Source organism: Methylobacterium ajmalii, assembly GCF_016613415.1.
In the GTDB taxonomy this organism is placed as follows: Bacteria; Pseudomonadota; Alphaproteobacteria; order Rhizobiales; family Beijerinckiaceae; genus Methylobacterium; species Methylobacterium ajmalii.
This window is the reverse complement of record NZ_JACWCT010000143.1, coordinates 1-19634: the sequence shown is the minus strand read 5'-3', so window position 1 is coordinate 19634 and position 19634 is coordinate 1. Positions and strand designations below refer to the sequence as shown.

General features: G+C 73.3%; 16 protein-coding genes and 1 riboswitch. Of the genes, 12 read left to right on the top strand and 4 right to left on the bottom strand.

All coding sequences use genetic code 11. From position 1 onward, the window contains the following. Nucleotides 1-62: 62 nt before the first annotated feature. Nucleotides 63-1265: a YeeE/YedE thiosulfate transporter family protein gene (locus HPY23_RS26325; protein ID WP_091887113.1), complete on the bottom strand. Its 1203-nt coding sequence runs from the start codon at nucleotides 1263-1265 to the stop codon at nucleotides 63-65. After that, nucleotides 1262-2248 carry a sulfurtransferase gene (locus HPY23_RS26320; protein WP_091887290.1) on the bottom strand — a complete coding sequence of 329 codons (987 nt, stop codon included), beginning with the start codon at nucleotides 2246-2248 and terminating at the stop codon, nucleotides 1262-1264. Before HPY23_RS26320 ends, HPY23_RS26325 begins: the two co-directional genes overlap by 4 nt. Before the next feature lie 303 nt (nucleotides 2249-2551). Here HPY23_RS26320 and HPY23_RS26315 point away from each other — a divergent pair, with 303 nt between their 5' ends. The 3 genes from HPY23_RS26315 (at nucleotide 2552) to HPY23_RS26305 (ending at nucleotide 7228) form a co-directional block, all read left to right on the top strand. Then, nucleotides 2552-2746 carry an Rmf/CrpP family protein gene (locus HPY23_RS26315; RefSeq protein ID WP_060848469.1) on the top strand — a complete coding sequence of 65 codons (195 nt, stop codon included), beginning with the start codon at nucleotides 2552-2554 and terminating at the stop codon, nucleotides 2744-2746. An 8-nt stretch (nucleotides 2747-2754) separates the two neighbouring features. Further along, on the top strand, nucleotides 2755-4059 hold the full coding sequence (locus HPY23_RS26310) for an MFS transporter (protein WP_091887115.1): 1305 nt from the start codon (nucleotides 2755-2757) through the stop codon (nucleotides 4057-4059). A 139-nt stretch (nucleotides 4060-4198) separates the two neighbouring features. Then, nucleotides 4199-7228, top strand: coding sequence for a response regulator (locus HPY23_RS26305; protein WP_418888669.1), 3030 nt, complete (start codon nucleotides 4199-4201; stop codon nucleotides 7226-7228). A 451-nt stretch (nucleotides 7229-7679) separates the two neighbouring features. Here the strand turns inward: HPY23_RS26305 and HPY23_RS26300 are convergent, their stop codons facing one another. After that, entirely contained in the window at nucleotides 7680-9575 is a 1896-nt protein-coding gene (locus HPY23_RS26300) for a sigma-54-dependent Fis family transcriptional regulator (RefSeq protein WP_091887117.1), read from the bottom strand. A gap of 270 nt (nucleotides 9576-9845) precedes the next feature. Here HPY23_RS26300 and adh point away from each other — a divergent pair, with 270 nt between their 5' ends. The 4 genes from adh to HPY23_RS26280 all read left to right on the top strand — a co-directional run bounded on the left by adh (nucleotide 9846) and on the right by HPY23_RS26280 (nucleotide 13676). After that, nucleotides 9846-11369: an aldehyde dehydrogenase gene (adh, locus tag HPY23_RS26295; protein ID WP_060848473.1), complete on the top strand. Its 1524-nt coding sequence runs from the start codon at nucleotides 9846-9848 to the stop codon at nucleotides 11367-11369. Nucleotides 11370-11492: 123 nt separating this feature from the next. Next, nucleotides 11493-11870 (top strand): DUF779 domain-containing protein, encoded by a 378-nt coding sequence (locus tag HPY23_RS26290; protein ID WP_175539969.1) that lies wholly within the window; start codon nucleotides 11493-11495, stop codon nucleotides 11868-11870. Nucleotides 11871-11946: 76 nt separating this feature from the next. Continuing rightward, a complete protein-coding gene (gene moaC / locus HPY23_RS26285; protein ID WP_091887119.1) occupies nucleotides 11947-12444 on the top strand; it encodes a cyclic pyranopterin monophosphate synthase MoaC in 498 nt (165 codons plus the stop codon). Continuing rightward, nucleotides 12441-13676, top strand: a complete 1236-nt coding sequence (locus HPY23_RS26280) for a molybdopterin molybdotransferase MoeA (RefSeq protein ID WP_091887121.1) — start codon at nucleotides 12441-12443, stop codon at nucleotides 13674-13676. Before moaC ends, HPY23_RS26280 begins: the two co-directional genes overlap by 4 nt. A 59-nt stretch (nucleotides 13677-13735) precedes the next feature. Here HPY23_RS26280 and HPY23_RS26275 read toward each other — a convergent pair whose 3' ends face one another. Further along, nucleotides 13736-13999 carry a hypothetical protein gene (locus tag HPY23_RS26275; RefSeq protein WP_407942761.1) on the bottom strand — a complete coding sequence of 88 codons (264 nt, stop codon included), beginning with the start codon at nucleotides 13997-13999 and terminating at the stop codon, nucleotides 13736-13738. Between the two features lie 419 nt (nucleotides 14000-14418). Between HPY23_RS26275 and HPY23_RS26270 the strand changes: the two genes are divergently transcribed. The 5 genes from HPY23_RS26270 to HPY23_RS26250 all read left to right on the top strand — a co-directional run bounded on the left by HPY23_RS26270 (nucleotide 14419) and on the right by HPY23_RS26250 (nucleotide 19479). Then, entirely contained in the window at nucleotides 14419-14685 is a 267-nt protein-coding gene (locus HPY23_RS26270; protein WP_091887126.1) for a NepR family anti-sigma factor, read from the top strand. A gap of 8 nt (nucleotides 14686-14693) precedes the next feature. After that, nucleotides 14694-15239, top strand: a complete 546-nt coding sequence (locus tag HPY23_RS26265; protein ID WP_060849540.1) for a sigma-70 family RNA polymerase sigma factor — start codon at nucleotides 14694-14696, stop codon at nucleotides 15237-15239. Between the two features lie 136 nt (nucleotides 15240-15375). Beyond that, nucleotides 15376-15612 (top strand): hypothetical protein, encoded by a 237-nt coding sequence (locus HPY23_RS26260; protein WP_091887128.1) that lies wholly within the window; start codon nucleotides 15376-15378, stop codon nucleotides 15610-15612. A 228-nt stretch (nucleotides 15613-15840) separates the two neighbouring features. Next, nucleotides 15841-16836 carry a TAXI family TRAP transporter solute-binding subunit gene (locus HPY23_RS26255; RefSeq protein WP_236012875.1) on the top strand — a complete coding sequence of 332 codons (996 nt, stop codon included), beginning with the start codon at nucleotides 15841-15843 and terminating at the stop codon, nucleotides 16834-16836. A 99-nt stretch (nucleotides 16837-16935) separates the two neighbouring features. Then, a riboswitch (cobalamin riboswitch) is annotated at nucleotides 16936-17155 on the top strand. A gap of 188 nt (nucleotides 17156-17343) precedes the next feature. Continuing rightward, nucleotides 17344-19479, top strand: coding sequence for a TonB-dependent siderophore receptor (locus HPY23_RS26250; protein ID WP_210344601.1), 2136 nt, complete (start codon nucleotides 17344-17346; stop codon nucleotides 19477-19479). Nucleotides 19480-19634: the final 155 nt, after the last annotated feature.

Sequence of the window (19634 nt, the reverse complement as noted above, 5' to 3'; positions counted from 1 at the left end):
TCTCGGGCGGGGATCGTTTCGCCGTATAGGGCCGTCCCGCACCGCCCGCCACGCCGGGCCGGTCAGGCGAGCCAGCCGAGCCGGCGGCTGAGGCCGAGCGTTCCAGTGATGCCGGCGAGCATCGCGATCCCGAACACCCAGCCCGACAGGGCGCCCGCCATGATGCCGGAGACGAGCGTGCCGATGCTGCAGCCGAGCCCGGTCATCGCTCCCCAGCCGAGCAGCACCCCGCCCAGGAGGCCGCGCAGGACGTGGCCCCGCCCGGGCCGGGCCGGCCGGAACTGGCCGGCGGCGAGCGCCGCCGCGAAGGAGGCGACCACGAGCCCGCCGACGAACAGTCCGTTCGGGGTGAGGAGCGCGTCGCCGAGCGCCGTGGCGCAGCCGCGGAAGGCGTCGAGTCCCTCCAGCCGCTCCGGCAGCAGCCCGAGGGCGGCAGCTCCCTGCCGGCTGCGCCCGCCGATCTCCGCCGTGACCCCGAGGGGGCCGAGCCGCAGGTAGGACAGCGTCCCGATCGCCCCGACGGCGAGCCCCCCGAGCCAGGTCGGCCAGCGCGCCACGAACACCGCCCGCCACGGATCGGCGACGGCCGGCGGTGGGGCGGCGGGGAGCGGCCGCCGCAGCAGCCACAGGGCGGCGCCCCCCAGCACCGCGAGCCCGGCGATGAGGCTGCCGGCATAGCCGAGGTGGCGCGGCAGCCAGGTCACCGGCGCCTCGGCGATGCCCGCGAGGTAGAGCGGGTTCCAGGTCAGGAAGCCGAGGACGAAGCCGAGGGCGGAGCCCAGGAGCGCGAACGGCGCCGTCGCCGAGCCCTCGCCGAGGCGGTAGAGATGCGCGCTCAGGCACGAGCCCGACACCGCCATGCCGGCCCCGAAGGCGAGGCCGGCGAGCGCCAGCACCGGCCCGACCGGCCCGATATGCGCGCCGGGCGGCAGCCGCGTCCCCGACGGGTCCGGCAGCCAGGCCCCGAACACCACGGCGTAGCCCGCCATGCCCAAGGCCAGCGCGGCGAGGATGCCCAGCACCCCGCGCGGGTCGCCCCGGTCGAGGAGATCCCGCCAGACGCAGAGGAAGCAGAAACGCGAGCGCTGGAGCACGAACCCGAACAGCGCCCCGAAGACCAGCGACAGGGCCAGCCGCCCGCCGCCCGCCTCGCCCGAGAGGTGCCAGGCGCTCCCCACGAGCAGGCCGGCGAGGCTCAAGGAGACGCCGACGCGGAATCCTGCGCCGGCGGGGACGGCCGCGGCGACCGCCGCGCTCGCCGTCATTTGCCGCCCCAGACCGTGCCGGCGAGGTTGACGACCGGCACGCCGACGGCGTTGCCGTACTCGGTCCACGAGCCGTCGTAGTTGCGGGCCGGATAGCCGAGCACCCGGCTCAGCACGAACCAGGAATGGCTCGACCGCTCGCCGATCCGGCAGGAGGTGATGACCGGCTTCGAGCCGTCGATCCCGGCCTCGGCGTAGAGCTTACGCAACTCCTCGACGGGCTTCAGGGTCCCGTCCGGGTTCACCGCCTTGCCCCAGGGCACGTTGACCGAGCCCGGGATGTGGCCGGCGCGCACCGCCAGTTCCGGCACCCCGGCCGGCGCGATGATCTTGCCGGAGAACTCGTCGGGCGAGCGGATGTCGAGGATCTTTTCGTTGCGCTCCTTGCGCGCCACCGCCAGCACGTCGGTGAAGCGGGCTCGGAGCGCCGTCGAGGCCGGGGTGACGGCGAACGCGGAGGCCGCGACCTCCGGCGTGCGGGTGTCGAGCGGTCGCTTCTCCGCCTCCCACTTCTTGCGCCCGCCGTCGAGCAGCTTGACGGTGTCGACGAGGCCGTACTGCGCGAACACCCAGGCGCCCCAGGCGGCGAACCAATTGTTGTTGTCGCCGTAGAGCACCACGGTGGTGTCGCGGTCGATCCCGAGGCGTCGGGCGAGGGCGGCGAACTTGTCCGGCCCGGCGATGTCGCGGCTCACCGTCTCGACGAGATCGGTGTGCCAGGCGACGTTGTGGGCGCCCGGGATGTGGCCGCGCTCGTAGACGCCCGGATCGACGCTGACCTCGACGACGCGCAGCTTACCCGAATCGAGGTTCTTCTCCAGCCACTCGGTCGAGACCAGCGGGCTCGCCTCGGCGTCCCGGACCGGTGACGCCGCCGTCGTGCCGGCTTTCGCGCCGGCCGCCGCGCCGGCTGCCGCCGGGGTGGGGCCGGCGGGCAGCAGCAGGGCCGCGAGCGCAGCACCGGCGAGGCTCGAGCGGAACATGATCGTCTTGCGCATGGTCGTCCCCTGGGGGCGCCCGGGCGTGCCGGTACGCTCCCTCTCGTCTTGTGAAGATGTGCCGAATGCTTCGATAGATCGACCTTGCCGAGATTTTGCAGAAATCATCTCGCCGATCAACTGAAGAGATATTCTTAATTGAGGCGAGTCGAGAGAAGACCGAAGCGCCTTCGCGGCAGCCGGCGACGAGGATTATCCGGGCCCGGTCGTGCGTGGGACCGCTCGCGGCGGTTCGGCTTTCGTCCGGGCGCCCTAGATCGCCTGCACGGACACGACCGGAGACCCCCGATGCAGACCCCGCCCGACGACCTCGACGCCCGCGCCCTCGGCGAAGCCGCCCCCGGCAAGGGGCTCGCCCGCGAGGCCTGCCCGTACGCCGAGGGGACGCAGGCCCGCACCCTGTGGCTGTCCGGCTACGACGCCGCCGTGGCGGCGGGCGCCGCGCCGGTGACGGGCGGGATCAAGCGCGAGCCCGGCCGCTGAGCCCCGGCATGGACGCGATCGCTCCCGCCCATCCGCCGGCCCCGCGCCTCGACCGCAAGGCGGTCGGCGCCGTCGTGCTCGGCAACGCCCTCGAATTCTACGACTTCACCGTCTACGCCTTCTTCGCCAAGGCGATCGGCGAGGCGTTCTTCCCGGCCTCCGACGCGAGCCACAGCCTGCTCGCCTCGCTCGCGCTGTTCGGCGTCGGCTACGTCATGCGGCCGATCGGCGGGGCGATGATCGGGGCGCTCGCCGACAGGGCCGGGCGCAAGCCCGCGATGCTGGTCACCATCGCCCTGATGGCGCTCGGCATGCTGATGCTCGCGGCCTGCCCCGGCTACGCGCAGATCGGCGGCTGGGCGCAGGCCATCGTCATCGCCGGCCGGCTGATCCAGGGGCTGGCGCTCGGCGGCGAGGTCGGTCCCTCCACCGCCTACCTGCTCGAGGCCGCGCCGCCCCGGCACCGCGGCTTCGTCACGAGCTGGCAGATCGCCAGCCAGGGCTGCGCGGCCTTGTTCGCCGGGCTGCTCGCCACCGGGCTGGCGCTGACGGTCGGCGACGCCGCCATGGCGCAGTGGGGCTGGCGGGTGATGTTCCTCGTCGGCCTCGCCGTCGTGCCGGTCGGCCTGATCATCCGCAGCCACCTGCCGGAGACCGGCGGCGCCGAGGCCGATCCGCGGGCCGCCGCCTCGACGGGCGCGGTGATCCGCCGGCTCCTGCGCGACCACGGCCGCCTGCTCGCCCTGACCTTCCTGGTCGTCGCCGCCTCGACGGTCTCGAACGCCGTCGGCACCAACATGCCGGTCTATGCCGGGGCGACGCTCGGCCTCTCGGAAACCGCCGCGACGGCGGTGCCGATCGCGCTCGGCCTCGCCTCGGTGGCGTTTCCGCTCCTCGGCGGGTACCTCGCCGACCGGGTCGGACGGCGCCCGGTGATGATCTGGCCCCGGATGCTGATCCTGCTGCTCGCGGTGCCGGCCTTCGCCTGGCTCCTGCGGGCGCCGGGGCCGTTCGCGGTCTACGCGGTGACCTTCCTGCTCTCGGCCCTGTCCTCGATCAACGCGGCGGCGATCATCGTCGGCATCCCGGAATCGCTGCCGCGCTCGGTGCGCAGCTCCGGCCTCGCCATCGTGTACGCGCTCGCCGTCTCGGTGTTCGGCGGCAGCACCAACTACGTGATCAACTGGCTGATCGCCGCGACGGGGGACCGGATGGCGCCGGCCTACTACCTCGCCGCCTTCAGCCTCATCGGCACGGTGGCGGCCTGGTTGCTGCCCGAGACCCGCGGGCGCGACCTCGACGACACCGCATGATCGTCCCGCCCCGCCCTTCGGGGCGGGGTGGTTTCGGGGCGGGGCGCTTTTCGGGAGGGCCCGCACGGCAAACCGTGCCACAAGCCGCAGGACCCGGCTTCCGCCCCGGCCGCGCCCTCGAACGGAAAACCTCCCCGTCATGAGCCTTGAGACCGAGACGATGCAAGCGAAGACGACGCAGAGGTGGCGCTTCCTCGCCCCCGGCCGGCGCGTCCCGGGATCGCCGCTCGCCTTCCTGCTCTTCGCCATCGCGGTGGCGACCGGGGGCTGGAACTACGTCGAGGCCGCCCGCAACCGCGAGGAGACCGAGCGGGTCGGCCGGGTCCTGGCGCAGAGCGAGCGCGTGCTCTCCAGCATGAAGGACCTCGAGACCGGCCAGCGCGGCTTCGTGCTCACCGGCCGCGAGGACTACCTCGACCCCTATACCGCGGCCCTCGGCCGGATCGGCGGCGAACTCGACCGGCTCGACGCGGACACGCCCGACCGGGCCCTGCGCGCGCGCCGCCGCGCCGTGATCGACGCCGAGACGGACTATGCCGGCCGCGTCGTCGCCGCGCGCCGGGCCGGCGGCGAGGGGGCCGACGGACGCGACGCCGCCCTGGCGCTGATCCAGACCGGGGAGGGCAAGCGCGCCATGGACGCGGTGCGCGCGCTCACCCGGGAGGTCCAGGACGACGCCGCGGCCGGGATGCGCCGGCTGGCCGAGGCGAATGCCCTGCGCACGCCGATCCTCGCCCTCGTCACCCTCCTGTCGGCCCTCGCGGCGGCGGGCCTGCTCGCCCGCCTCGCCCTGGTGCGACGCCGCGAGAGCCAGCGCATGGCCGACCTCCTCGAGAGCGTCCTGGAGAACGCGCCCGTCGGTCTCGGCTTCCTCGACCGCGACCTGAACCTGCGCCACATGAACCGGGCGCTCGGCAACATGAGCGAGCGTGGCTTCGGTGCGGATGTCGGCGCGCCGATCTGGGCGCTGCTGCCGTCCCTGCGCGACGCCCTGGCGCCCAAGCTCGCGGCGGCCCGCGACAGCGGCCTCGTCACCGCCAACATCGAGGTCGGGGTGCCGGCGCCGAGCGCGCCGGGCGGGGTGCGCCACTTCGAGGTCAGCTTCTTCCCGCTGCGCCGCCGCGGCCGCGGCCCCGAGACCGAGCGGGCCGACGGCGTCGGCATCGTCATGGACGACGTGACGCTCGCCAAGCTCGCCGAGCGCCGCCGCGCCGACAGCGAGGAGCGCTTCCGCTCGCTCACCGAGGCCACCTCGGCCATCGTCTGGACCACCACGCCGGACGGGGCGTTCCGCGAGATCACCTCGGAATGGACCCGCTTCACCGGCCAGTCCCCCGCCGAGGCGGCCGGCCAGGGCTTCCTGGCGGCGGTCCATCCCGACGACCGCGAGGCGACTCGGGAGGCCTGGGAGAGGGCGGTGACGGGCCGCACGCTCTACGCCATCGAGCACCGCCTGCGCCGGCACGACGGGGCGTGGCGCCACATGGAAGGCCGTTCCGTCCCGATCCTGGAGGAGGACGGGCGGGTGCGCGAATGGGTCGGCGCGCATGCCGACGTCACCGCCCGCAAGGAGGCCGAGCTGGCGCTCGAAGCCGCCAAGGAGGCGGCCGAGGAGGCCAACCGCGCCAAGAGCCAGTTCCTCGCCAACATGAGCCACGAGCTGCGCACGCCGCTCTCGGCGGTGATCGGCTACGCCGAGATGCTGCAGGAGGAGATGGAGGATCTCGGCGAGGAGAGCCTGCTCGCCGACATGCGCAAGATCGAGGCGAATGCCCGCCACCTGCTCGGCCTCATCAACGACGTGCTCGACCTCTCGAAGATCGAGGCCGAGCGGATGGAGGTCTACGCCGAGGACCTCGACGTGGCCGAGACCCTGCGCGACGTCGCCACCACGGTCGACGCCCTGGTGCTCAAGAAGGGCAACACCCTCGACCTGCGGCTCGGCGACGGGCTCGGACAGGCGCATACCGACGCGACCAAGCTCCGGCAGTGCCTGATCAACCTGTTGAGCAACGCCGCGAAATTCACCGAGGACGGCCGGATCACGCTGTCGGCCGTGCGCGAGCACCGGCCGGGCGGCGACGTCCTGCGCTTCACCGTGACCGATACCGGCATCGGCATGACCGAGGAGCAGCAGGCGCGGCTCTTCCAGCGCTTCACCCAGGCCGACGCCTCGACCACCCGCCGCTTCGGCGGCACCGGCCTCGGGCTCGCCATCACCCGGGCCTTCGCCCGGATGCTCGGCGGCGAAATCGCGGTGGCGAGCCGGCCCGGGGAGGGCACCACCTTCACCCTGGACCTGCCGGCGCTCTACGAGGCGCGCGACCAGGCCGAGGCTGCCCCGGCGGGACCTGACGCGCCGGAGCCCGCCGCCGCGCCCCGGCCCGAGGCCGGCTCGAACCTCGTCCTCGTCGTCGACGACGACCCGGCGTCCCGCGACCTGCTCGTCCGCTTCCTGAAGCGCGACGGTTTCCAGGTCGCCACCGCCCCGGACGGCCGCGCCGGGCTGGAGCAGGCGCGGGCCTTGCGCCCCCGCGTCGTCCTCCTCGACGTGACGATGCCTCGGATGGACGGCTGGGCGGTGCTGCGGGCCCTGCGGGCCGACCCCGACTTCGGCGCGACACCGGTAATCATGGTCACCGTGCTCGACGAGCAGAACCTCGCCTTCTCGCTCGGTGCCACCGACTACCTGCACAAGCCGGTGGAGTGGGGGGCGCTCAAGGATGCGATGGAGCGCTTCCGCCCCGCGATCCACGAGGGTCCGGTCCTCGTGGTCGACGACGATCCCGACGTGCGCGAGCGCATGACCACGATGCTGACCCGCGAGGGCTGGCGGGTGGCGACCGCCGAGAACGGGCTCGCCGGCCTCGAGGCCGTCGGGGTGCGAAAGCCCGGCCTCGTCCTCCTCGACCTGATGATGCCGGAGATGGACGGCTTCGGCTTCCTGCGGGCGTTGCGCGACAAGCCCGAGTGGCGCGACATCCCGGTCGTCGTCCTGACCGCCAAGGACGTCACTGCCGAGGACCGCCGCCGCCTCGCCGGCCGGGCCGACCGCATCCTGCCCAAGGCCGGCCTCGGGATGGCCGACCTCGCCGCGACCCTGCGCGGGTTGATGGGACCGTCCGCGGGAGGCGAGACGCAGGCGCCGGATCGAGCGGTGTCGCCCTGACGGCGCGGGCGCAGCGGCCGGCCGGCCTTGCGCAGCGAGACCGATCGACCGGACGGCCGGTTTCGCGGCGCCCGGTCCTGCCGCGCACCTGCCGTCCCGGGCACCGGCCGTGACGGCGACCGTCCCGCCCTCTGCCTGGGCCGGCTCCTGTTGCGGGCTTTTCGTCGGCGACGGTGCGCTCGACAGCCGGAGCCGGCCTGCCCGCAGCGGTGCCGACGGTCGAGCGGGGGGGGCTCGGACGGCCCGGTTCGGGCCCCGTTGTCCGGTACGATGCGGTTTCCGGAGCTGGCGGAGCCGGCTCGCTTCGCCACGCAGAGCCAAGGCGCCTTCCCCCAGAACTGCGTGTGGTTTCGGCGATCCGGAATTCGGCCTTCGAGCGCCTGTCTCAACCGCCATCTCCCATGCGGTCTCAATCGCTTGGCGGGCGCTGAAACGGGTTCTGCCAGGGCTCTCAGGCCCGGGCGGCCTGCTCCGTCAGGCACCGCCGATAGAGCGTGCTGCGGCTGATCCCGAGGCTGCGCGCCGCCCGGCTGACATTGCCGCCATGGGCCGCCAGCGCCGCCCGCATCGCGTCCTGCGCGATGGTATCGAGACGGCCGGCCTCGGGCTCCGGCCGGCGCATCGGGGGAGGCGCGGGCGCGACGGCGCCGGCGGCCACGCCCTCGGGCAGGGCGTCGAGGTCCAGCACCTCGCCCGGCTCGGCCAAGGCCGCCAGCGCCTTCAGGCAGGCCGCGAGCTGGCGCAGGTTGCCGGGCCAGGGGGCCCCGGCCAGCGCCGCCTCGCAGGACGGCGACAGGCTCACGGCGCGGGCCGGGCCGTCGGTGCGGGCCCAGAGCTCGCGCACCAGGGCGGGGCGGTCGGGCCGGTCGCGCAACGGGGCGAGGCGCACCCGGTAGGGGGCGATGCGGTAGTAGAGGTCGGCCCGGAAGGCACCCTCCTCGACCATGCGGGACAGGTCGCGGTGGGTGGCGCAGATCAGCGCGAAATCGACCGGCACCGGTCGCGTGCCGCCGACGGGCAGCACCTCGCGCTCCTGCAGCGCCCGCAGCAGGCGCGATTGGAGCGACAACGGCATGTCGCCGATCTCGTCGAGGAAGAGCAGGCCGCCCTCGGCCTGGCGCAGGAGGCCCTTGGCGCCGTGGCGCGCCGCGCCCGTGAAGGCGCCGGGCTCGTAGCCGAACAATTCGGCCTCGATCAGCGTCTCGGGGAGCGCCGCGCAGTTCACAGCGACGAAGGGCTTCTGCGACCGCGCGCAGGCCGCGTGGGCGGCGCGGGCGAACACCTCCTTGCCGGTCCCGGTCTCGCCCTCGACCACCACCGGGATGCCGGCCTCGATCAGCCGCACGGCGCGGGCGAGGAGCTTTTGCGTGGCGGGGTCGAGGATCGGCGCCTCGGGGCCGGGTGCCGAAAGGCCCGGCGCCAGAAAGCCTGGGCGCGCCGATTCGGGCGCCGGCCGGCGCCGGGGCGGGGCGGGCGGGCCCTGGAGGCGGCCGTAGAGCGGATCGCCCTGCGCGTCGCGCAGCGCCAGCGGGCCGGGTGCGAGGTCGGCGCCGTGGCGGCCGACCGCCTCGGCGCCGATGGCGTCCCAGCCGAGGCCGAGCAGCGCGAGCCCGTGCCGGTTGGCGCCGATGATCCGGCGGCCCTCGAAGACCAGCACCCCCTCGCGCGGAGTGCCGAGCAGCGCCGGGTCGCGGTGCAGGCGCAGCACCTCGCACCCCGCCGGCACCGCGTCGAGCACGCGGTGCTCGATCGCGTCGACCGCGAGGCCGACGAGGCCGAGCGCATGGCCCTGGTGGATGCCCGCCGGGCCGGTGAGGTCGAGGATGCCGAGCACCGCCCCGTCCGGGCCGAGGATCGGCATCGCGGCGCAGCTCAGGATGCGGTGCGGCTCGAAGTAATGCTCGGCCCCCCGCACCTCGACGGCGCGGCGCTCGATGAGCGCGGTGCCGATGGCGTTGGTGCCGGTCAGGCTCTCGCTCCACGGCACGCCGGGGCGGAGCGCCACCTGGGCGGCGCGACCGGCGAAACTGTCGTTGCCCAGCGTGTCGAGGATGAGACCCCCGGCATCGGTCAGGATCACCAGCCCGCCGGTCGCCCGCGCATCCGCGTGCAGGGCCTCGATCTCCGGCCGGCAGCGCCGGCGCAGGGCCTCGTTGCGGTCGAAGGCGGCGCGCATCTCGACGGAGCTGAGTGGCTCGATCCGGGGCCGGGTCCCGAAATCGAGGCCGAGGGCGGCGCAGCGCTCCCAGGAGCGCAGGATCGGCGGCGGCGGCTCCGCCACCCCGGGCCCGAAGGCCTGGCGGCGGGCGGCCAGCAGGGTGCGGGGGGTGCTCACGCGGCTCTGCATGCCCGGCCTCCTCCCGGTTCCCCCCGTCCTGCGCGGGGTGTCGCTGTTTGCGACAGGTGTCGCAGGTGTCGCGTGCCCGGTCCAGGCCGGCGGGGGTGAGGCGGGGGTGGATTTTGGTCGAAGGCTATGCCGGCCGGCGATGAAAACTTATTTTTTTCAAGGGTTTGCCGGAGCGCGACGGTGCCGCTCGAGCCGCCCGCCGCCGGCTGGCACGAGGTCTGCCCAAGAGTGTCCGCTGCACCTCGTCGCCGGGGTGACTGGGAGGAACAGATGAACAAGCCGGAATTCTTCGCCGACGCCAAGACGAAGTCCCCGTTCTCGGCCCGCTACGACAACTTCATCGGCGGCCAGTGGGTGGCCCCGGTGGCGGGCCGCTACTTCGAGAACACCTCGCCGATCACCGGCGGCGTGATCTGCGAGGTCGCCCGCTCCGACGCGCAGGACATCGAGCGCGCGCTCGACGCCGCCCACGCTGCCAAGGAGGCCTGGGGCCGCGCCGCGCCGGCCGAGCGGGCCCTGATCCTCACCCGGATCGCCGACCGGATGCAGGAGAATCTCGACCTCATCGCGCTGGCCGAGACCTGGGACAACGGCAAGCCGATCCGCGAGACCACCCACGCCGACATCCCGCTCGCCATCGACCATTTCCGCTACTTCGCCGGCTGCGTCCGGGCGCAGGAGGGCTCGCTCTCCGAGATCGACCACGACACCGTCGCCTACCACTTCCACGAGCCACTCGGCGTCGTCGGCCAGATCATCCCGTGGAACTTCCCGATCCTGATGGCGGTCTGGAAGCTCGCGCCCGCGCTGGCCGCCGGCAACTGCGTGGTGCTCAAGCCCGCCGAGCAGACCCCGGCCTCGGTGCTGCTGCTCGCCGAGCTGATCGGCGACCTCCTGCCCCCGGGCGTGCTCAACATCGTCAACGGCTTCGGGCTCGAGGCCGGCAAGCCGCTCGCCTCCTCGCCCCGCATCGCCAAGATCGCCTTCACCGGCGAGACCACGACCGGGCGGCTGATCATGCAGTACGCCTCGCAGAACCTGATCCCGGTGACCCTGGAGCTTGGCGGCAAGTCGCCCAACATCTTCTTCGCCGACGTGATGGCGCAGGACGACGACTTCCTCGACAAGGCGCTCGAGGGCTTCGCGATGTTCGCCCTCAACCAGGGCGAGGTCTGCACCTGCCCGAGCCGCGCGCTCGTGCACGAGTCGATCTACGACCGCTTCATCGAGAAGGCGGTCGCCCGGGTGAAGGCGATCAAGCAGGGCTCGCCCCTCGATCCCTCGACCATGATCGGCGCCCAGGCCTCGAGCGAGCAGCTGGAAAAGATCCTGTCCTACATCGACATCGGCCGGCAGGAGGGCGCCGAGGTGCTCACCGGCGGCGGCCGCTCGATGCGCGACGGCGAGATGTCCGGCGGCTTCTACGTCGAGCCCACGGTCCTGCGCGGCCACAACAAGATGCGGATCTTCCAGGAGGAAATCTTCGGGCCCGTCCTGTCGGTCACGACCTTCAAGGACGACGAGGAGGCGCTCGCCATCGCCAACGACACCCTCTACGGCCTCGGCGCCGGCGTCTGGACCCGCGACGGCACCCGCGCCTACCGCTTCGGCCGCGCGATCCAGGCCGGCCGCGTCTGGACCAACTGCTATCACGCCTACCCGGCCCACGCGGCCTTCGGCGGCTACAAGCAGTCCGGCATCGGCCGCGAGACCCACAAGATGATGCTCGACCACTACCAGCAGACCAAGAACCTGCTGGTCAGCTACTCGCCGAAGAAGCTCGGCTTCTTCTGATCGGCCCTCTTCGGCCATAGAGCGGGGGCGGCACCCGGCCGGGCGCCGCCCCCGGTCCACCAATCCGCCCGGGACGAAGGCGGTATGGGGTCGTGCCGGCCCTGCTCGAGGAGGATGCGTTCCATGACCGACCCCGTGACCGACCTGCCGCTCCGCGTCGTCGCCACCCCGGCGGCCCTCGACCTGATCGAGACCCTGCGCCGGGAGCACGGGCCGATCCTGTTTCACCAGTCCGGCGGCTGCTGCGACGGCTCGGCGCCGATGTGCTACGCCGTCGGCGATTTCCTCACCGGCGACAGCGACGTGCATCTCGGCGAGATCGGCGGCGCCGAGTTCTTCATCAGCGCTCCCCAGTTCGCCTACTGGAAGCACACCCAGCTCATCATCGACGTGGTGCCGGGCCGCGGCGGCATGTTCTCGCTCGAGAACGGCACCGGCCGGCGCTTCCTCCTGCGCTCGCGCCTGTTCGACGATGCCGAGAGCGCGGCCCTGAACGGCTGACGGCCGGGCCGCCGCGCAAGTGGCGGGGCCGGCTTCGGCCGTGCTAAGCGCGGACACGTTCTCGCGGAGCCAGGCCATGCCGACCCTGACCCATCTCGACGCCGCCGGCGCCGCCAACATGGTCGATGTCACCGACAAGCCGGCGACCGACCGCGCCGCCCGTGCCGAGGGCCTGGTGGTGATGAACCCCGAGACCCTGCGGCTGATCCGCGAGGGCGATGCCAAGAAGGGCGACGTGCTCGGCACCGCCCGGCTCGCCGGCATCATGGCGGCCAAGCGCACCCACGAGCTGATCCCGCTCTGCCACCCGTTGCTGCTGACGAAGGTCCGGGTCGAGTGCGAGCCCGACGAGAGCCTGCCGGGCATCCGCATCACCGCGGAGGTGCGGGTGCAGGGGCCGACCGGGGTCGAGATGGAGGCGCTGACCGCCGTGTCGGTCGCCTGCCTCACGGTCTACGACATGGTGAAGGCCGCCGACCGGGGCATGCGGGTCGAGGGCGTGCGCCTCCTGCACAAGAGCGGCGGCAGGTCCGGCGTCTGGGAGGCCGCCTCCGGCCGTGAGGCCGGCGAATGAGCGCGCTCCTTCCCGTCGCCGAAGCCCTGGCGCGCATCCTCGCGGGCGCCCGTCCGGTCGAGGCCGAGACCGTTCCGATCACCCAGGCCGCCGGCCGCACCCTCGCCGAGGACGTCCGGGCGCTGCGCACCCAGCCGCCGTTCTCGACCTCCGCCATGGACGGCTACGCCGTGCGCGCCGCCGACGTGGCGGGCGCCTCGCCCGAGGCGCCGGTGCGCCTGCGGGTGACCGCCACCAGCGCCGCCGGCCACGGCGCCCGCGGTCCGGTGGGGGAGGGCGAGGCGATCCGCATCTTCACCGGCGCGCCTCTGCCGGCCGGCGCCGACACGGTGGTGATTCAGGAGGACACGGAGACGCAGGGCGACGCCGTGCTGGCCCGGGCCGGCAACCCTCCGGGGCGCCACATCCGCGGCAGCGGGCTCGACTTTCGCGAGGGCGACCGGCTGCTGGCCGCCGGCGAACGCCTCGACGGCTGGCGCGTCGCGCTCGCCGCCGCCGGCGGCCATCCGAGCCTGCGCGTGCGCCGCCGCCCCCGGGTCGCGGTGCTCGCCACCGGCGACGAGCTGGTGCGGCCGGGCGAGCCGGCGGAATGGGACCAGATCGTCGCCTCGAACGGGCTGGCGCTCGCCGCGATGGCCGAATCCGCCGGCGCCGAGGCGATCGATCTCGGCATCGCCGGCGACAGCTTCGCCGCCCTCGAGGCCGCGATCGGCCGCGCCCGCGACGAGAAGGCCGACCTGCTGGTGACGCTGGGCGGCGCCTCGGTCGGCGACCACGACCTCGTCCAGTCGGCGCTCACCCGCCAGGGTCTCGATCTCGGCTTCTGGCGCATCGCGCTTCGCCCCGGCAAGCCGCTGATGCACGGGCGCCTCGGCGCGATGGCGGTGCTCGGGCTTCCCGGCAACCCGGTCTCGTCGGTGGTGTGCGGACTGCTCTTCGTCCACCCGCTGATCCGGGCGCTCCTCGGCGACCCCGAGGCGGGGACCGACCGCAGCGAGCCGGCCCTCCTCGGGCGCGACCTGCCGGCCAATGACGGCCGCCAGGACTACATGCGCGCGGCGCTGGACACCGCGCCGGACCGGCTGCCGGTGGTCCACCCGGCCGAGCGCCAGGATTCCTCGATGCTCTCGGTGCTCGCGCGCTCCGAGGCGCTGCTGATCCGTGCGCCCCACGCGCCGGCGGCCCGGGCGGGCGAGCCCTGCCGCATCCTGCGTCTCGACCGGCCGCTGTAGCGGACGGTTCCGTTTCCGGCAGGCGGGGGACCGTGCGGTCCCCCGCAGCTCCGATCTCCTTATTGCTCGTCGCCCTTGCTGCCGGTCTTGCGGTCGTAGGCGGTGATCGCGGCGCGGCACTGGGCCGAGAGCTTGGCACGGTTGCGGGCGAAGCAGCGCTCGACCTCGGGACTGTCCGGGTCGGCGCCGGCGCAGAGTTTGAAGTAGTCCCCGGCGCAGTTCATCTGCAGGCCCTGGTCGTCCCGTTGGGCGAGGGCCGGGGTGACGGCCAGGAGCGTGAGGAGGGCCGCGGCGGCGGGCAAACGAAGCGACGTCGGGGTCAAGGTGTCATTCCCGATGGAGGTCATGGCCCCTAGGGTAGATGCCTCGGGCCGCCCGGCAAGCTCTGTCAGGTCACACCCTCGTGCGGCGTCGCTCCCCGGTGCGGATCTGCAACGCGCCCGGCCGGTGCCGTGCCGCCCGGTTCGCTCGGCCCGACGTCGCCGCTGTCGTTCCATCGTCGAGGCGGGATGTCGCCCAGCAGAGCTTCCGGTCGAGCTTGTCGCGCGGGACAGACGATCCGGCGCTCTACAGCCAAGCCTTGATTAAGATTGGCTGAATACCATTTTCAGATCGCATTAAAATCCACGGCTTTATTGCGGCGCCAACGAAGCGAGAGGCGGCCCCGACCGGCGCGCCGGCCTTCGGTGGACAAGCCCGTCCGCCGCGGTCCGGCCATCGGCAGCCGCGAGGCGATGCGGCGATGCGCGACGACGAGACCGACACCGACGCTCCGGCCGGACCGGAGCCGCGATCCCGTGGCTGCCCGGAGGGACGGGGCGAGCTCGACACCGAGACGCAGCGCCGGCTCGGGCGGGCGCTGCGGGCCCACTACGCCGACCTCCTCAGCGCACCCGTGCCGGATCGGTTCGCCGCCCTGCTCGCCGGGCTCGAGGCCGCCACCGCGGGACACGCGGCCCCGCCGGACGCGCCCGCCGCCGACCCCGCCGGGCAGGAGGATGCGCGATGACGTCCGTGATGACACAGGTCGATCCCGAGATGCGGGCGCTGCTGCTCGGTGCGATTCCCGCCCTGCGCGCCTTCGCGTTCTCGCTGACCCGCGACCTCGACCGCAGCGACGACCTCGTCCAGGACACCCTGGTGCGCGCCTGGACTAAGGCCGACAGCTTCACCCCCGGCACCAACCTCTATGCCTGGCTGTTCACGATCCTGCGCAACCTGTTCTACTCCGAGCAGCGCAAGCGCCGGCGCGAGGTCGAGGATGCCGACGGGGTGATGGCGGGCCGCCTCACGGCCTTGCCGGACCAGGAGGCGCGGGTCGAGCTGTCCGCCTTCCAGGCGGCGCTGAGCACCCTGCCGGCGAGCCAGCGCGAGGCGCTGGTGCTGGTGGGGGCCCAGAACTTCACCTACGAGGAGGCGGCCGAGATCTGCGGCGTCGCCGTCGGCACGATCAAGAGCCGGGTCAGCCGGGCACGCGGGCGGCTCATCGAGCTGCTCGGCATGACCGGCCCGGACGACATCGGCAGCGACGGCCGGACGCTGGCGGCGATGGGGCATCCGTGATCCCGCTCGGATCCGAAGGCCTTGCGGGGTGCGGCGTCCCGGCCTGCCGCACCCCGGAACACTTTCCTGCGCCTCGGGGTTTCGATGACCCGACGGCAGCCGTGCGGCGCTGCCGTCCACCCCGTGGAGTTGGCCGATGCCCCGCCCCTACGAAGCCGTCGCGGACGCGATCCGCACCGCCCGCTCGATCGTGCTGCAGGAAGGCTCCGCGCTCGCCGTGGCGGCGCGGGCCGGCGACGATGCCGCGCTCGATGCCGCGAGCTGCGACCTCGTGAGCCGCATCGCCCAGGCGATCCTGGATGCCGAGCAGGAAGCGATGGCCCGCCATCTCGTGGCCGCCGACCCGTTCACGACGCGCCGGCTCAGCGCCTGAGGACAGCCGTCGCGCCGGGTGCCGAATCGGTTGGTCGCCGGGCGCGGGAGATCTAAGACACGTCGACGACTTCGATCTTCGGAGCGTGGGACGAGGTCGCGGATGAACGAGCATCGCCATGACGGCCTGAGCAGACTTGCGTTGGCAGGCCAACGCTTCGCCCGTTCAGGTTCTTGTCTGGTCGCAGATTTTCGGCGCCGGACCGGTCACCGCTTCGGCGAGATCTGCTTGAGGCCGAGTCATCCGCCGAGTGCTCCGTCGCGCCGCCGCCTCCTCGCGATCCTGGCCCTGATCGGCCTCGCCCTTTCGCCCGCCCGCGCCGGGGAGGGGGGGCAGGAGGCGCCGAAGGAACCCCTCCACCTCGTTCTCGCCACCGCCACGCCCGGCGGCGGATTCCCGGCCTACGGCGAGGCACTGGCAGCGGCGATCCGGGAGGCGAGCCCGGACATCACCCTGGAGTTGCGGGCGAGCAAGGGCTCGACCGAGAACCTCGACCTCCTGCGCGGGGGCCGCGTCGATCTCGGCCTCGTCCAGGGCGAATACGCGTACGAGGCCCTGGCGGGGCAGGGCACCGCGCCGGCCGTCACCGTGGTCGCTCCGGTCTATTCGGCGCCGGGCGTGTTCGTGGTCCCGGCGGACGGGCCGGTCGCGGCCTTCGACGACCTGCGCGGTCGGCCGGTGGCGCTCGGCACCCGCAGCTCCGGCCTCACCGCCATGGGCCGCACGGTCCTGCGCGGCGCGGGCCTCGACCCCGACCACGATATCCGTCCGATCCTCCTCGACCATGCCGGCGACGGCCCGGCGATGCTGCGCGACGGGCGCGCGGCGGCCCTGTGGGGCGGCGGCACCGGCTGGCCGGGCTTTCGCGCCGCGGCCGCGGCACCGGGCGGGGCCCGCTTCCTCGGCCCCCCGGCAGCGGCGATTCCCGCGATCCTCGCCGCGAGCCCGTCCCTGCGCCGCATGACCGTGCCGGCCGGCACCTTTCCGGGTCAGAGAGGGGCGATCGACACGGTGGGGTCGTGGAGCTTCATCCTCGGCCGGCCCGGGCTCGACCCGGGGGCGGTCGCCCGCCTCGTGGCGGCGATCGACGCGGCGCGGCCGGCCTTGGCGCGGCGTCAGCCGCACGAGCGTCCGAGCGATCCCCGCGACCTCGCCGATGCCGTCCCGGCCGGCTGGCTTCACCCCGCCACGGCCTCGTACCTGCGGCAGGCCGGCACGCCCTGAGCCCTGACAGCTCGAGATCCGGTGTGTTCCTGTGGACACAGGGTACGCAACGTTATTACAATGCGTTTCTGGTCTATTGCTGCAGCGCGGTGACCGTGGCACCTTCGCGGCAGCCAAGGTTCCCCGGGCGTCGCGCCCGGGGCTAAGAGGGAACCCGGTGCGCTCGGTCGGCAAGACCGTTCGGGCAAGACCGGGGCTGCCCCCGCAACTGTGAGCGGAGAGATCCCGCCGCCGACGGTCACTGGTGCGCCGCACCGGGAAGGCCAGGCGGGAGCGACGATCCGCGAGCCAGGAGACCTGCCTTCGGCGCGCGCCATGTCGGCGCGGTCACGTCCTGCGGGCGGTGCGGCCCGGGGGAGCGCTCGGGTCCGGCTGCCGCGTTCAGGAGCGCGGGATGCCGCCTGCCGCTCGTCCGTCCGCCCCGCGCGGCAACATCGAGTGTGCTTCGTGAGAACCCGTCCGCCGCTTCGCCATCCTGCGCCCTCCCGCCGTCGCCGCGGCGCCGCCCTGGCGGGCGCCGTCGCCGTCGGCCTCGCCGCTCCCGCGGCCCGCGCCCAGGAGAGCATCGCCCTCGACGAGGTCGTGGTGGAGGGCAGCGCCCCGGCGGGCGGTCCGCAGGCCCGGCCGACCGCCGCGTCCGGCACGATCGGACTCATCGGCCCGACCCCGGGCTTCCGGGCCGACCGCGCGGTGAGCAGCACCAAGACCGACACGCCCCAGCGCGACGTGCCGCAGGTCGTCACGGTGGCGCCGCGCGAGGTCATCACCGATCTCGCCGCCACCCGGGTCGACCGCGTCCTCACCTACACGCCGGGCGTCGCCCTGCAGAACAATTTCGGCGGGCTGACCATCTTCAGCTACGCCATCCGGGGCGTGACCACCTCGGAACTGTACAAGAACGGTTTTCCGCTCAACCGCGGCTTCCCGCCGCCGCCCGACACCCAGAACGTCGAGCGGATCGAGGTGCTGAAGGGCCCCGGCGGCGGCCTGTTCGGGCGCAGCGACCCTGGCGGCCTCGTCAACCTCATCACCAAGCAGCCGACCGCCGAGCGCTTCGTCGAGATGGGCGGGCTGTGGGGCTCGTTCGAGGAGGTCCGCGGCACGGTGGATTCCGGCGGCGCGCTGAACGAGGACGGCACGCTCCTCTACCGCTTCAACCTCGCGGCCGGGCGCCAGAACAGCTTCCGCGATTTCGTCGACGGCGACCGGCTCTTCGTCGCTCCCGTCGTGAGCTGGCAGGTCACGCCCGACACCAAGGTGACGGTCGAGACCGAGTTCCTGCGCAACCGCACGGTGTTCGACCGCGGCATCATCGCGATCAACAACCGGCTCGGGTTCCTGCCGATCTCGCGCTTCCTCGGCGAGCCGGGCCAGAGCATCTACCAGACCAACGACTCGATGCAGATCCGGGTCGACCACCGCTTCGACGCCGACTGGCAGATGCGGCTTGCCACCTACCTCAACTCCAACTCGCTCACCGGCGAGGCGGTCGAGGTGCGGGGCATCGCCGCCGACAACCGCACCGTCCTGCGCGACCGCAACTACCGCAACTACCGCGCCGACATCGCGCTCGGCCAGGCCGAGCTGGTCGGGCGCTTCGACACCGCCGGGATCGGCCACACCGTGCTGCTCGGCTTCGAGCGCGAGAGCACCGACGGCACCTACCAGCAGATCCGCTCCAACACCCGCCAGAACCCGTATTCGCTCGACATCTACGCCCCGGCCTACGGCCAGCCGCTTCCGAACTACACGCGCCAGACCAACGGCTTCGAGCAGGTGACGAACACCGCGCTCTACGCCCAGGACCAGATCGCACTGTCGCCCGAGTGGAAGGCGATGGTCGGCGTGCGGTTCGACTTCTTCGAGCAGGCATTCCGCGAGCGCAGCACCGGCGTCCGCAGCGACCAGACCTACTTCGCCGCCACGCCCCGGGCCGGCCTCGTCTACCAGCCGCTGCCGGAGCTGTCGCTCTACGCCAATGTCGGCACGAGCTTCCGGCCGAATATCGGGCCGGACGCCGCGGCCTCGTCGTTCAACGGCCCGTTCGCGCCGGAGACCGGCCTCGGCTACGAGGTCGGCACCAAGCTCGACCTCTATGGCGGGCTCTTGAGCCTCACCGGCGCCGCCTTCCGGGTCGAGCGCCAGAACGTGCTCACCGCCGATCCCAACAACATCGGCTTCTCGATCGCTGCCGGCGCGGTCCGCAGCCAGGGCTTCGAGTTCACGGCGGCCGGCCAGCTCTCGCCGTCGGTCAAGGTCCTGACCGGCTACGTCTTCGCCGATGCCGTCGTCACCAAGGACAACGTGCTGCCGGTCGGCGCGCCCCTCATCAACGTGCCGCGCCACTCGGGCAGCCTGCTGGCGGTCTACGAGGCGCAGGAGGGCCCCTGGAAGGGGTTCGGCATCGGTGGCGGCGCGCGGGCGGTCGGCGAGCGGGCCGGCGACGCGAATGGCGGCGCCTTCCGGCTTCCGGGCTACATCGCGGTCGACGCGCTGGCCTATTACAAGTGGGAGAACTTCCGGTTCGGACTGAACGTCGAGAACGTCTTCGACACCACCTATTACGCGAGCTCGCTCAACGTCTTCCGGGTGTTTCCGGGCACGCCGCGCCGCTTCACCGGCACCCTGTCGGTGCGGTTCTGATGGCCGCCCCCGCCCGTCGAGGCGATGCGGGCGCGCCCGCGCGCAGGGGCGATGCCGGCCGGGACGCGGCCGCCACCCGCGCCCGGGGCTACCGCCAGCGCCTCGCGCCGGTGCTCGCCGCCATCACGGCGGAGGCCGGGGCGACGCCCGAGGGC